Raw genomic sequence first — 13096 nt, forward strand, 5'->3', positions numbered from 1 at the left:
TGTCAGTGACCCCAGTGTGTGGCAACGCGTTTACGCGGCGGCGGCGAAGACCTCGCCCAGCGCCTGCGAGCCGGCCTCGGTGAGCAGCGCGGGCACGCGCTCGCCGCACTTGCCGGGCCGTGCGGGTGCGATCAGGCCGAGCCGCGCGAGCCGGTGCACGGTGGTCTGGTCGCAGCAGCTCAGGCCGTCGATGAAGAGGTCGGGCTCGCAGCTGCAGCTGATCTCGGCGTGGCCCCCGGCCACGGCTCTCAACGTGGCCCGCTCACGATGGTTCAATGCGGTGATCATGGCGGCGCCTCCTTCCCGTTGTACTCATTAGACGCCCTGCCACCGACAGTTTCCGCCTTTGAGCGTGCGAACCCGGGTATTCCGGGTGTTTCCCTAGGGGTGGCGTGTCGTGCCAGCCAGGGCTAGCCCCCGGATACCCCTAGGGAAGGGGTTCAAGCGTCGTCTTCCGCAGGTGCCGGAAAACGATCGACGTCCGGAACCCGACGATCTCGCGGCGCAGGGCCAGCCGGTCGGTCAGGAATGCGTGCAGCGCGTCGATGTCCGGAGTGGTCACTTCGATCAGGAAATCGTCGCTCCCCGCCGTGACGTACACCGAGAGCACCTCCGGGAGTTCGGCGATCGACCGCTGGAAGGAGTCGATCACCGCCCGGCTCAACGGCCGCACCTGCGCCGTGACGAGCGCCCGGACGCCGCGGTTGAGGCTCGCCAGGTCGACGTCGGCGTGGTAGCCGCGGATGACGCCGCGTTCGCGCAGCAGCCGGATGCGTTCGAGGCACGTCGAAGGCGCGATGCCGACCTTCCGGGCGATGTCCCGGTTGGTCTGGCGCGCGTCCTCCTGCAACAGCCGCACGATCGCCGAATCAAGTTCGTCCAGCACCGGGCCCTCCGCATCCGTACCGAATTTCGTTCGGCAGCCGAGCTTGGCCGCCGACGGTCACTCTAACTTCGGCTCTGATGACCGCACATGAGCAGCTCGTAGTCCGCCGGGGCCGTCGATCCGGCATCACCACGATGGTCGCGATCCATTCGACCGCGCTCGGCCCCGCCGTCGGTGGGTGCCGCTTCAAGCCCTACAGCACCTTGGAAGACGCCATCGGCGACGTCCTGCGCCTGTCGGCCGCCATGACGGCCAAGTGCGCCGTCGCCGGGCTGGCGTTCGGCGGCGGCAAGAGCGTCATCGCGCCCGAGCCGGGCCGCCTGCTCTCGCCCGAGGAGCGCCGGGCCGTCCTGCTCGACCACGCCGACCTGATCGCCGAGTTCGGCGGCCGCTACCAGGCGGGCCCGGACGTGGGCACCGGCCCGGCCGACATGCTGGTGCTCCGCGAAGCCTCGCCGTACGCCTTCTGCACGCCCGAGTCCGCGGGCGGAACCGGCTCCTCCAGCGGCCCGACCGCCGCCGGGGTGCTGGCCGCGCTCCGCGCCGCGGCCGGCTCGGCGGCCATGACGGGACGCCGGGTGGTGATCAGCGGCTACGGCTCGGTGGGCGCCCACCTCGCGGCGAGCCTCCACGCCGCCGGGGCCGACGTCGTCGTCTCCGACATCGATCCGGCCAAGCGGGCCGGCGCCGAAAAGCAGGGGCTGACCTGGGTCGAGCCGGCGAAGGCGCTCACCCTCACCGCCGACGTGGTCATCCCGGCGGCGGTCGGCGGGGTGCTCGACCCGGAAACCGTCGCCCGGCTCGACACGCCGCTCGTCGTCGGCCCCGCGAACAACCAGCTCACCGACGACACCGTCGCCGACGCCCTGGCGGCGCGTGGCGTGCTGTGGATCCCGGACTACGTGGCGAGCGCGGGCGGCATCCTCTACACCCTTTCGCGGGAAGCCGAAGGGCTCGGCCACGAGGCCGCGCTCGCCCGCGTCGAGACGATCGAGCAGACCGTCGCGGGCCTCCTGGTAGCCGCCGAGGCCCACGCGACCACCCCGCTGCGGGAGGCGGCCGCGCTGGCCGGGCGCCGGCTCACTTCTGGTGCGGTGCCACGTACTCCTTCGCCTCGGGCGCTTCGAACAACGGCTTGACGTACTTGACGCCGCCCTCGGCGGAGGCGTCCGGGGTGGCCGCGTACACCTGGCGCGTCGCCGGCGTCCCCGGCTTGGAGAAGTCGAGCGCCGCGACCAGGTCGTCGGTGCTGGCCGACGTCGTCTGCTTCAGGGCCGCCGCGATGCCGTCGCGGGTGAGGTCCTTGTTGTCGCAGGCCTTCTTCAGCACCGCGCCCCAGACTTCGCCCACCGCGTAGCCGTAGGGGACGCCACCGTTCGGCGTTTCCTTGTACGCGGCCTTGAACTTCGCCGCCACGTCCTTCGCCTTCGGCAGGTCCGCGGAGAACGGCACGCTGCTCGCGACGACCGTCAGCTTGTCCAGCGCCCCGGCGGCCGGGCTCTTCAGCAGCACCGGGTCGAACGTCGGGTTGTTGCCCAGCACCGGCACGTTCAGCCCGAGCGCCTTGTTCGCCGCGACGGCGGACCCGGTCTGGGCGGGTGTCGTGGTCAGCGCGATCGCCTTCACGCCGTCACCCTTGAGGCCGGTGACGACGTTCGTGAGGTCGCTGTCGGTCGAGGTGATCTTCACTTCCTTGACCGTCAGGCTGTGCTTCTTCGCGTAGAACTGCGACCCGCGCAGGCCGTTCTTGCCGTACTCGCCGTCGATGTAGACGTGCCCGATCGTGTCGCCGTCCTTGATCAGCCCCTGCTCCCGCAGGTACGACAGGCCGTCGATCATCTCGAGGTCGTAGGTGGTGCCGACGATCATCACGTACGGGTTGTCCAGCAGCTCCGACGACCACGACGCCGGCGCGGCGACGGCCTTGTCGGTGGCCAGGTTCTGCTTCAGCGCGGCCACCACCGGCGAGCCCAGCAGCTGCACGAACCCGAGCACCTTCGGTTCGATCTGCGGGTACAGCGTCTTCGCCGTGTCGGCCTTGTAGCCGTGGTCGGCCTCCTCGAGCTTCACCTGCCGCCCGCACACGCCGCCGGCGGCGTTGAAGTCCTTGGCCCACAGCTCGTTGCCCTGCGTGACGCCGAGGCCGAGGTTCTTGAACACGCCGGACTTGTCGGTCATCACGCCGAGGGTCACCTCGGTCGCCGTCACCCCCTTGCCGGTCTTGACGCCGGAGCTGTCCGAGCCCGGCGAGCCCGAGTCGCCCGCCTTCGTGCTGCACGCCGAGAGCGCGAGGACGGCCACCAGCGCCGCCGCCAGGTGTGTGCGTTTCATGGTTCCTCCGGGGGTTGACGGCGAAGACGGGTGAGCCGGCGGCCGAGCGCGGCGAGCCCGCCCGGCTCGAACAGCACGACGAGGATGATCGCGGCGCCGTAGACGAACGAGCTGACGAGGACGGGGGTCAGCGCGCCGTCGCCGGTGCCGGAGAACCAGCCCAGGTCGGCCGAATACAGGGCGAGGACCTGCGGCAGGCCGTTGACGATCAGCGCGCCGACCAGCGCGCCGGGGACCGAGCCGAGGCCGCCGATGATCACCATCGCCAGGTAGGCGATCGACACGTTGATGCCGTAGGTGCCGAACTCGCTCTCGTCCGGCTTGAGGATGTCGAACCACAGGACGGTCATCGCGCCGGCGAGGCCGCCGTAGGCCGACGAGACGGCGAACGCGCCCGCCTTCGCGCGCAGCACGCTGACGCCCATCACCGCGGCCGCGGCCTCGTTGTCGCGCACCGCTCGCCACGAGCGGCCGACGCGGCCGCGGACGGCCCCGCGCGCGATCACGAACGCGAGCACGGTGAGCAGCAGGAACAGGTACCACATGCGCTCGGCCTGCCGGATCGGCACGCCGAGCAGGGTGATCGCGGGACCGTCGTTGGTGAACGGGAAGCCGAACAGGGAGAACGGCGCGGGCGCGCGCCCGGTCGACGTCCCGCCGGTGAGCTCTTCGGCGGACTGTCCGAAGTAGAGGCCCAGGAACACCAGCGCCAGGGAGGCGACGCCGAGGTAGATCCCCCGCAGCCGGCCGGCGACCGGGGCGAAGGCCAGCCCGAGCAGGGCCGCGACGACCACCGCGCCCAGCAGCGAGAGGCCGGGGTCGAGGCCGAAGCCGATGACGCGGTCGTCCCCGGCGGGTCCGGAGAGGACGGTGTAGGCGGTGCCGCCGGCGAGCAGGAAGAACGCGTGGGCCAGGGAAAGCTGCCCGGCCTGCCCGACCACCAGCGTCAGCCCGATCGCGCCGACCGCGCCGATCATCATGTACTGCCCGGCCTTCAGCCAGGCCGCGTCGAGGTACAGCGGCAAGGCGAGCAGGACGACCAGCAGTGCGAGCCACGCGGCCTTGCGGACCAGGCTCGCCGGGCCGCGGCGCGGCCGCGGCGGCACGGCCGGTTCGGCCGGGGTGTCCACTTCGGACACGGCTTGGTCAGACACGCGTTCGCTCCCTCGTGCCGAACAGCCCGGACGGCCGCGCCACCAGGACGACCAGCATCACCAGGAACACCGCGCTCTTGGAGAAGTCGAACGAGACGTACTGCGCGGACAGCGCTTCCACCAGCCCGACGACCAGGCCGCCGACCACCGCGCCCGCCGTCGAGTCGAGACCGCCGAGGATCGCCGCGGGGAACGCGGCCAGCGCGATCGAGTGCGTCCCGCGGGACAGCCCGGCGCCGGAGAAGTCCTGCGTCGCGATGAACAGCACGGCCACGCCGGCCAGCAGCCCGGCGACGAGCCACGCGGTCGCGGTGACCCGCGAGCTGCGGATGCCCATCAGCGCGGCGGCCTCCCGGTTCTCCGCCTGGGCCCGCATGGCCACGCCCCAGTCGGAGTACTTGAAGGCCAGCCAGAACGCCGTGATGAGCACCGCGGCCACGCCGAGGGCGACCAGGTGCGTGCGGAACAGCGTGATCCCGCCGAGCTGGAACGGCTTCGCGTCCCAGGCGCCGCCGAGGAACGGGAGCGTGACGCCGAGGCGGCGGACGATCTCTTCGGTGACGATCACGTCGACGCCGATGGTGAGCAGGGCCAGGCTGTTCGCGTCGGCGTGCCGGGAGCGCGACAGCAGCAGCCGCTCCACCAGCAGGCCGAGCAGCCCGGCCGAGACGATGCCGGCGAGCGACGCGCCCACCCAGCCCAGCGCGTCCCGCGTCACCACGACGAGGTAGCCGCCGAAGAGCACGAGCGAGCCGTGCGCGAAGTTGACCACCTCGGTGGCCTTGAAGATGATGACGAACCCCAGTGCCAGCAACGCGAACACCGCGCCCTTGCCGAGGCCGTTCACCACGAGCTGCAGGAAAGTGTTCACGCCGCCTCCGTACCGAGGTAGGCCTTGATGACGTCCGGGTCGGACTGGACCTGCGCCGGGGTGCCGTCGGCGATGCGCCGGCCGAAGTCGAGCACCGTGACGCGGTCGGCGATGCCCATCACCAGGCCCATGTCGTGTTCGACGAGCAGGATCGAGATGCCCAGCTCCGCGCGGATCCCGCTGATGGTGCCGGCCAGTTCGGCGGTCTCGGCCGCGTTCATCCCGGCGGCGGGTTCGTCGAGCAGGAGCAGCACCGGTTCCACGGCCAGCGCGCGGGCGAGGTCGACGCGTTTGACCGCGCCGTAGGGCAGCACGCCGACCGGTGCGTCGACGACCGGCCCGAGCCCGAGGAACGCGCAGATCTCGCGGGCCCGCTCGGCGTGGCGGCGTTCGGCGCGGACCGTCCACGGCAGCCGCAGCCCGGTCTCCAGGAACCCGCCGCGGGTCAGTGCGTGCCGGCCGAGCAGGACGTTGTCCAGCACGGTCGAGCCGGGGGAGAGGGCGGCGTTCTGGAACGACCGCCCGACCCCGAGCCGGGCGAGCTTGTGCGGCGCGAGCCCGGTGAGCTCGGTGTCGCCGAGCCTTACGCGGCCGGTGTTGGCGCGGTAGAGGCCGCTGATCACGTTGAAGCAGCTGGACTTCCCGGCGCCGTTCGGCCCGATCAGCGCGTGCAGCGAACCGGGCGCGACGGTGAAGCTCACGTCGTCGAGCGCGCGGATCCCGCCGAACCGCAGGGACACGGCCTCGACGCACAGCTTTTCGGGGGTCCGGGTGGCGAAGCCCCCGGCCCGAGGCGAAGCCTCGGTTGTCGCCGGCAGCTCCGGCGGCGTCATCCGGCCCACCTCGACAAGCTGCGGCCGGCCAGGCGGGCCCGCGCGGTCTCCGCCTCGGCGTCGGCGGCCTCCTGCGACTCGGCGTGCCCGCCGAGGTAGAGCCGCTGGACGTCCTGGCTGGCCGCGAGCTCGGCCGCCGTCCCGGCCAGCGCGACCCGGCCGACCTCCAGCACCACGGCGTGGTCGGCGACGCCGAGCGCCATCACGGCGTTCTGCTCGACCAGCACGACGGCGGTGCCCTGGTCGTGGATCTCCCGGACGGTCCGCGCGATCTGCTCGACGACCTTCGGCGCGAGCCCCAGCGACGGCTCGTCGAGCAGCAGCAGCTTCGGCGCGGCCATCAGCGCCCGGCCGATGGCCAGCATCTGCTGCTCCCCGCCGGACAGCAGGCCCGCGCGCTGCTTGGCGCGTTCGGTGAGCACGGGGAACAGCGCGTCGACCCGCTCGCGGGCCGCGGCCCGCTCGGCCGCGGTCCGGGCGCCGAAGCCGCCGGCGCGCAGGTTCTCCTCGACGGTCATCCGCGCGAAGATCTGCCGCCCCTCGGGCACGCCGGCGACGCCGAGCCGCACGATCCGGGCGGGGTCGAGCCGGCCGAGCGCGTGCCCGGCGTAACGGATCTCGCCGTCGTCGATCGAGCCCCGGTGCATGCGAAGCGTGCCCGAGACGGCGCGGAGCAAGGTGGACTTCCCGGCCCCGTTGCTGCCCAGCACGGCCAGCACGCCGTCGGCGGAGACGTCGAGATCGATCCCGTGCAGGGCGGCCGTCGACCGGCCGTACCGCACCCGCAGGCCACGCACGGTCAGCACGAACTCACTCCGGGACGCAAGAGGCCTCCTCCACTCGTGTGACGTGAGTCACGGTCGGTGGCGGTCATCCTGCGTTCGGCGGGAGTGATCCGATACCCCCACCTGGAGACCCGTCCGGACACAAAACGGACACGGCGGCCGGGGTACCGCGGTGTCGCGAATGACTCATTCGGGGCGCTGGAGGTCCCGAATGAGTCATTCGCGACCTCTGCGTGCGGACTGCCGGAGCGCGGCCAGGACCTCGGGCGCGGTGGTGCACTCGCCGAGCCGGACCGGCTTGCGGTCGCCGTGGAAGTCACTCGACCCGGTGGTGAGCAACCCCAGCTCCGCCGCCACCGCCCGCAGCCGGTCACGGGCCTCCGGGTGCTGCTCCGGGTGGTCCACCTCGACCCCGGCGAGCCCGGCTTCGGCCAGGGCCGCCAGCTGCGTGTCCGAGACCTCCGCCCGCCGCTTGACCGAGCGGGGGTGGGCCAGCACCGCCACGCCGCCGGCCGCGCGGACCAGCGCGATCGCGTCCACAGTGGACAGGACGTGCTTGGGCACGTCGGCGCGGCCGCCGTCGGCGATCCACTCGGGGGTGAAGGCGCCGGTGACGCCCACCGCGGCCAGCGCCGCGGCGATGTGCGGGCGGCCCAGCGGCGCGCCCGCGGCGATGCCCTCGACCTGCGCCAGGGTGATCGGCGCGCCGAGTTCCCGGCAGCGCTGCACCATCCGCACCGCACGACGCCGGCGGTCGGTGCGGATCAGCTCCAGCTCGGCTCCCAGCGGCTCGTGCCCGGGATCGACGAAGAGGCCGAGCAGGTGCACCTCCGCGTCGTCGAGCCGGCAGGAGATCTCGACGCCGGGGACGATTTCGACCGCGGAGGAAGCCGCGGTGGTCTCGGCCAAGCCCGCGAAGGTGTCGTGATCGGTGAGGGCGAGCACCGTCAGCCCGGCTTCGGCGGCCAGCCGGGGCAGCTCGGAAGGCGGGGTCGTCCCGTCGGAGGCCGTGCTGTGCGCGTGCAGGTCGATCGTCACCCGGGGGAGGATCTCACAGCAACCCGGCTTCGCTGGCCTTGCCGATGGCCTCGACGCGGTTGCGGGCGCCCAGCTTGTGCAGGGCCGACTGCAGGTACGTCTTCACCGTGTTGCGGGCCAGGCCGGTCGACTCCGCGATCTCCGGGTTCGTCTGGCCCTGCGCGGCCAGCCGCAGCACCTCGTACTCGCGGCGGGTCAGGCCGCTGCGGGCCAGGGCGTCCGAGCGCTGCCCCGCGTCGGGCAGGATCCGCGGGTCGACGACCCGCTCGCCGCGCAGGACCCGGCGCAGCTCGGTCACCAGCTGCGCGCCCGCGGCGTCCTTGAGCAGGCAGCCGTGCGCGCCCGACTCCAGGGCCGCCAGCACGCCCTGGTGGTCGCCGTGCGCGGTGAAGACCACGATCTTGCCCTCGGGGTGCACCCGGCGCAGCTCGGTGACGACCTCCGGCGCGAGCATGTCCGGCAGTCGCAGGTCGAGCAGGATCAGGTCGGGGGCCAGCGACGCCACCCGCTCGATCGCCAGCCGCCCGGACTCCGCCGAGCCGACCACGGTCAGGCACGGGTCCGAGCGCAGCAGCAGCGTCACGCCGTCGCGGACCACCGGGTGGTCGTCGACGACGAAGACGGTCGCGGGGGTCGTGGGGGTCACCGTCGCACCAGCGGTACCCACGCGCGCAGGGTGCAGCCGTCGTCGTCATCGCGGACCAGGCTGACCCGGCCGCCGAGCCGCGCGGCCCGCCCGGACAGCGTCCGCAGGCCCATGCCGGTGCCGGGGACCGCGTCGGTGCCCGTGCCGTCGTCCGCGACGACCACCTGGACCCCGTCGTCGCTGGGCAGCAGGCTGACGACCACCGAGGACGCCCGGGCGTGCTTCTCGACGTTGAGCAGGCCCTCGCGGACCGCGGCCACCAGCAGGGCGGTGCGTTCGGCGTCCAGCGGCGGCACCGCCGCGAGCTGCACGAACCGGGCCGGCACGCCGCAGCGCGCCTGGAACGAGCGGCAGTGCTCGGCCAGCTCGACCGGCAGCGCCCGCTCCGGGCTGCACTCCGACAGCGCCAGCAGCGACTCCCGCAACGCCCCGGCCGCCGCCGAGACGTCGCCTTCCAGCCGCCGCAGCCGCGCCTCCAGGCCCGGGAGCTCGCGCAGGTCCTCGTGCAGGTCGCGCACCTGGACGCCGATGGAGAACAGCAGCGCGCCGACGGAGTCGTGCAGCGCGCTCTGCATGCGCAGGCGTTCGCCGGCCACCGCGGCCGTGCGGTCGGTCTCGGCGACCTTCGCCAGGTGCAACGCCGTCCCGGCCTCGCGCGCGACCTCTTCCAGCCGCCGGACGGCGTCGTCGCCGAAGTCGGCGGGCTCGCGCATGGCCGCGTAGGCGATGGCGACGGTCTCGCCGCGCGCGACGATCGGGACGGCGAGCATCGCGGCCAGGCCCTCGCCGCGGACCTGGGCGTCGAACTGGTGGGTGATGGCCGGCGAGCTGACGTAGTCGGCGACCTTCACCGGACGGCCCAGCGCCAGCACCCGCCCGCCGATGCCCTGGCCGACGGGCACCTCGAGGTCCTGCAGCGAGTCCGTCCGGGTCCCGGACATCCAGCGGATCACGGCCAGCTCGGGCCGGTCGAGCTCGGCGACGAACCCGGCCTTGGCCCCGACCGTCTCCCGGATCAGGCGCGCGGTCCCGTGCAGTGCGGCGACCCGGTCGAGCGTGCCGAGCAGCTTCTCGCGCTCGCGCAGCAGCTCGCCCAGCACCGCGCTGTACTCGGCGACGTGCTCCTTTGCCGTCACCCGATCACGATGGCACACCGGGTGTGGTTCCGGACATACCCGGCTGGAGAGGTACGGCGGCCTCCGGTCGACTTGAATGGGGGTGTGGAGATCCTCACCGACGCCGCCACGCTCGCGCTGTACACGACCGACGCGTCCAACTACCGCCACGTGCCCCGCGGCGTGGTGCTGCCGCGGACCCTCGACGAGGTCGTCGCGGCGGTCGCCTCCGCTCGCGATCGCGACCTGCCGGTGATCGCGCGCGGCGGCGGCACGAGCGTCGCCGGGAACGCGTGCGGCCCCGGCCTGGTCATCGACACCTCCCGTCACCTCGGCGGGGTGCTCTCGCTGGACCCGGCCGCGCGGCTCGCGCGGGTCCTGCCCGGCACGGTGCTGGACGACCTGCAGGCGGTCGCGGCCCCGCACGGGCTGCGGTTCGGCCCGGACCCGTCGACGCACAGCCGCTGCACGCTCGGCGGGATGATCGGCAACAACGCGTGCGGCTCGCACTCGGTGGCGTGGGGGCGCACGGTCGACGTCGTCCGCTCGCTGGAAGTCCTGCTCTACGACGGCACGCGGCTGCGGGTGGGCCCGGACGAGCCTGCTGAAGGCCGGATCTTCGACGAGCTGCGCGCGCTGGTGCGCGACAACCTGGCGTTGCTGCGCCGGGAGCTCTCGACGTGGCCGCGCCGGGTGTCGGGCTACGGGCTCGAACACCTGTTGCCGGAGAACGGTTTCGACGTCGCCAAGGCGCTCGTCGGCAGCGAGGGCACCTGCGTGACCATTCTCGAAGCGACCGTCTCGCTCGCCGAGCTGCCTCACCGGCGCGTGTTGGCGGTGCTCGGTTTTCCGTCCGACATCGCGGCGGCCGACGCGGTGCCGTCGATCCTGCCGTGGTCCCCGCTGACCGTCGAAGGCGTGGACGCCGAGCTCGTCGCGATGCTCCCCGGGCGGGCCGGTGACCTGCCGCCGGGCGGGGCGTGGCTGTTCGTCGAGCTGGCCGGCGACGACCCGGCTTCGCGGGCGCGGGAACTGGCCGCGTCGCTCGACCTGACGGGCTTCGCGATCGTCGACGACCCGGCGGCGCAGCGCGGACTGTGGCGCATCCGCGAGGAAGGTGCCGGCCTCGCGACCCGGCTCGCGGACGGCTCGGAAGCCTGGCCGGGCTGGGAGGACGCCGCCGTCCCGCCCGAGCGGCTCGGCGCGTACCTGCGCGAGTTCAAGTCCTTGATGCGGGCGCACGGGCGCCGCAGCGTGGTCTACGGCCACTACGGCGAAGGCTGCCTGCACATGCGACTCGACTTCGACCTGCTGTCCGCGTCCGGCGTGGCGGACTTCCGGCGGTTTCTGGAGGAAGCCGCGGACCTCGTCGCGGCGCACGGCGGGTCGCTGTCCGGCGAGCACGGCGACGGCCAAGCTCGCTCCGAGCTGCTGTCCCGCATGTACAGCCCGGAGATGCTGGCCGTTTTCGCGCGGTTCAAGGCGATCTTCGACCCGGCCGGGCGGATGAACCCCGGCATCCTGGTGGCGCCACGGCCGATCGACGCCGACTTGCGGGTGCGGTCGACCTCGCAGTCCATTGAGGACGCTGTCTTTCTCGGCTACCCGGAGGACCGCGGGAACTTCGGCCAGGCGATGCGGCGCTGCGTCGGCGTGGGGAAGTGCCGCAACACCAGCGGTGGCGGCGTGATGTGCCCGAGCTACCGGGCCACCCGCGAGGAACAGCACTCGACGCGCGGGCGCGCCCACCTGCTCGCGGAGATGCTCAACGGCGAGGTGATCAAGGACGGCTGGCGTTCGGCCGAAGTCCGCGACGCCCTGGATTTGTGCTTGTCCTGCAAGGGGTGCCTGTCGGACTGCCCGGTCGACGTCGACATGGCGACGTACAAGGCCGAGTTCCTGCACCAGCACTACCGGCGGCGGCTGCGCCCGGCGTCGCACTATTCGATGGGCTGGCTGCCGCTGTGGCTGCGGCTCAGCGCTTTTGCTCCGCGCCTGGCCAACGCCGTCGGCCGGTCTCGCTTGGCGGGCCTGGTGAAACGACTCGGCGGGATCGCGCCGGAACGCTCCCTGCCCTCCTTCGCTTCTTCCCCTTTCACGTCGTCGCGCGCGGATCTTCGGCGGAAGGCCGCGGGGGAGCGGCGGGTGGTGCTGTGGCCGGACTCGTTCAACAACTACCTGACGCCGTCGGTGCTCGACGCCGCCCACGAGGTGCTCACCGCGGCCGGGTACGACGTCGTGCTGCCGGACCGCGGTGTCTGTTGTGGACTGACGTGGGTGTCGACGGGCCAGCTCGGCGTCGCGCGGCGCGTCCTGGACCGGACGCTTTCCGTGCTGGCGCCGTACCTGGACGACGGCTGCGAAGTGGCGGGCCTGGAACCGAGCTGCACGGCCCTGTTCCGCGGCGACCTGCCGGCGCTGATGCCGGGCGACGCACGTGCCGAGCTGCTGGCGTCGCGGACGTTCACCTTCGCCGAGCTGCTGGCGCGGGCACCGATCCCGTTCGCGGACCTCGACGTCGACGCGATCACGCAGGTGCACTGCCACCAGCACGCGGTCCTCGGCTTCGGCGCCGACGAGTCCGCGCTGGCGGCCGCGGGGGTCCGGAACACCACTTTGGACTCGGGGTGCTGTGGCCTGGCGGGCAACTTCGGCTTCGAGCGCGGCCACTACGACGTCTCGAAGGCGGTGGCGGAGGACCGGATGCTGCCCGCGATCCGCGCGGCGTCGGAGGAGACGGTGGTGGTGTCCGACGGCTTCAGCTGCCGGACGCAGATCGCCCAGGAGTCGGGCCGGACACCGGTGCACCTGGCGGAACTGCTGCGGCGCGCGCTCCCGTGATCATTCGGCGCGCTCCAGCAGCGTCCGGACGGCGGTGAGCACGAGCCGGACGATGGCGTCGGGATCGGCACCGGCCAGCGGCTGCTTGCCGGTGAGCTCGCGGACCACCCCGATGCCCATCAGCCAGGCCAGCGCGAGGTCGGCGCGCAGCTCGGCGTCCGGGGCGTCGGTCAGCGTGGCCAGGATCCGGGCGTACTCGTCGCCGATCTCCTCGCGCAGCACCGCCCCGACTTCGCCGCTGCCGGACGAGCGCAGGTACGTTTCCAGGGTCCGGTTCCGGTCGCCGCCCGGCTCGAGCATGCTGCGCAGCGACGCGCTGAGCAGCCGCTCCGGCGGGTGGGTTTCGAGGTGCTCGCGCCCGCTGCGGGCGATGACCTCCTCGAACAGCGCTTCCTTGCTGCCGAAGTAGCGGAAGAGCAGCGACTGGTTGACCCCGGCCAGGTCGGCGATGTCCCGCACGGTCGTCCGGTCGAACCCGCGCTCGGCGAACAGCTTCGCGCCGGCGTCGAGCAGCGCCTGCCGCGTCGCGGCCGCGTCCCGCTTGCGGCCGGGCTGCTCCGGCTGTTCGCTCATCGAAGCAGGCTAACCGGCAAACC

At 72.9% G+C, this 13096-nt stretch carries 13 protein-coding genes; 2 read left to right on the plus strand and 11 right to left on the minus strand.

Annotation, left to right across the window (positions count from 1 at the left end; genetic code table 11):
- Window positions 1–30: 30 nt before the first annotated feature.
- Both AB0F52_RS23420 and AB0F52_RS23425 read right to left on the minus strand, forming a co-directional pair.
- A complete protein-coding gene (locus AB0F52_RS23420; protein ID WP_360174615.1) occupies window positions 31–288 on the minus strand; it encodes a hypothetical protein in 258 nt (85 codons plus the stop codon).
- Window positions 289–427: 139 nt separating this feature from the next.
- Entirely contained in the window at window positions 428–883 is a 456-nt protein-coding gene (locus AB0F52_RS23425) for an Lrp/AsnC family transcriptional regulator (protein ID WP_360175034.1), read from the minus strand.
- An 80-nt stretch (window positions 884–963) separates the two neighbouring features.
- On the opposite strand from AB0F52_RS23425, the gene AB0F52_RS23430 reads away from it, so the two are divergent.
- Window positions 964–2025, plus strand: coding sequence for a Glu/Leu/Phe/Val dehydrogenase dimerization domain-containing protein (locus tag AB0F52_RS23430; RefSeq protein WP_360174618.1), 1062 nt, complete (start codon window positions 964–966; stop codon window positions 2023–2025).
- Here AB0F52_RS23430 and AB0F52_RS23435 read toward each other — a convergent pair.
- From AB0F52_RS23435 to AB0F52_RS23470, 8 genes are all read right to left on the minus strand, one after another.
- Window positions 1967–3217 (minus strand): ABC transporter substrate-binding protein, encoded by a 1251-nt coding sequence (locus AB0F52_RS23435; protein ID WP_360174621.1) that lies wholly within the window; start codon window positions 3215–3217, stop codon window positions 1967–1969. The genes AB0F52_RS23430 and AB0F52_RS23435 overlap by 59 nt on opposite strands.
- Window positions 3214–4356 (minus strand): branched-chain amino acid ABC transporter permease, encoded by a 1143-nt coding sequence (locus AB0F52_RS23440; protein ID WP_360175037.1) that lies wholly within the window; start codon window positions 4354–4356, stop codon window positions 3214–3216. Before AB0F52_RS23440 ends, AB0F52_RS23435 begins: the two co-directional genes overlap by 4 nt.
- A gap of 7 nt (window positions 4357–4363) precedes the next feature.
- Entirely contained in the window at window positions 4364–5242 is an 879-nt protein-coding gene (locus AB0F52_RS23445) for a branched-chain amino acid ABC transporter permease (RefSeq protein ID WP_360174624.1), read from the minus strand.
- Entirely contained in the window at window positions 5239–6084 is an 846-nt protein-coding gene (locus tag AB0F52_RS23450) for an ABC transporter ATP-binding protein (RefSeq protein WP_360174627.1), read from the minus strand. Before AB0F52_RS23450 ends, AB0F52_RS23445 begins: the two co-directional genes overlap by 4 nt.
- Window positions 6072–6881 carry an ABC transporter ATP-binding protein gene (locus AB0F52_RS23455; RefSeq protein WP_360174630.1) on the minus strand — a complete coding sequence of 270 codons (810 nt, stop codon included), beginning with the start codon at window positions 6879–6881 and terminating at the stop codon, window positions 6072–6074. Before AB0F52_RS23455 ends, AB0F52_RS23450 begins: the two co-directional genes overlap by 13 nt.
- A 195-nt stretch (window positions 6882–7076) precedes the next feature.
- On the minus strand, window positions 7077–7898 hold the full coding sequence (locus AB0F52_RS23460; protein ID WP_360174633.1) for a PHP domain-containing protein: 822 nt from the start codon (window positions 7896–7898) through the stop codon (window positions 7077–7079).
- Window positions 7899–7911: 13 nt separating this feature from the next.
- Complete coding sequence (locus tag AB0F52_RS23465) at window positions 7912–8544, minus strand: response regulator transcription factor (RefSeq protein ID WP_360174636.1); 633 nt, start codon at window positions 8542–8544, stop codon at window positions 7912–7914.
- Window positions 8541–9680: a GAF domain-containing protein gene (locus tag AB0F52_RS23470; protein ID WP_360174639.1), complete on the minus strand. Its 1140-nt coding sequence runs from the start codon at window positions 9678–9680 to the stop codon at window positions 8541–8543. The genes AB0F52_RS23465 and AB0F52_RS23470 overlap by 4 nt, the downstream gene beginning before the upstream one ends.
- 84 nt (window positions 9681–9764) lie before the next feature.
- Between AB0F52_RS23470 and AB0F52_RS23475 the strand changes: the two genes are divergently transcribed.
- The gene (locus tag AB0F52_RS23475) at window positions 9765–12500 is read left to right on the plus strand and encodes an FAD-binding and (Fe-S)-binding domain-containing protein (protein WP_360174642.1); all 2736 of its coding nucleotides are present in this window, start codon (window positions 9765–9767) and stop codon (window positions 12498–12500) included.
- On the opposite strand, the gene AB0F52_RS23480 is transcribed toward AB0F52_RS23475, so the two are convergent.
- Window positions 12501–13073, minus strand: a complete 573-nt coding sequence (locus tag AB0F52_RS23480; protein WP_360174645.1) for a TetR family transcriptional regulator — start codon at window positions 13071–13073, stop codon at window positions 12501–12503.
- Window positions 13074–13096: the final 23 nt, after the last annotated feature.

Source organism: Amycolatopsis sp. NPDC024027 (assembly GCF_040638975.1).
In the GTDB taxonomy this organism is placed as follows: domain Bacteria; phylum Actinomycetota; class Actinomycetes; order Mycobacteriales; family Pseudonocardiaceae; genus Amycolatopsis.

Bases quoted from the DNA above. Each gene is read 5' to 3' on its own strand.
- AB0F52_RS23480 (WP_360174645.1), bottom strand. From the start codon at position 13,073: ATGAGCGAACAGCCGGAGCAGCCCGGCCGCAAGCGGGACGCGGCCGCG.
- AB0F52_RS23430 (WP_360174618.1), top strand. From the start codon at position 964: ATGACCGCACATGAGCAGCTCGTAGTCCGCCGGGGCCGTCGATCCGGC.
- AB0F52_RS23420 (WP_360174615.1), bottom strand. From the start codon at position 288: ATGATCACCGCATTGAACCATCGTGAGCGGGCCACGTTGAGAGCCGTG.
- AB0F52_RS23435 (WP_360174621.1), bottom strand. From the start codon at position 3,217: ATGAAACGCACACACCTGGCGGCGGCGCTGGTGGCCGTCCTCGCGCTC.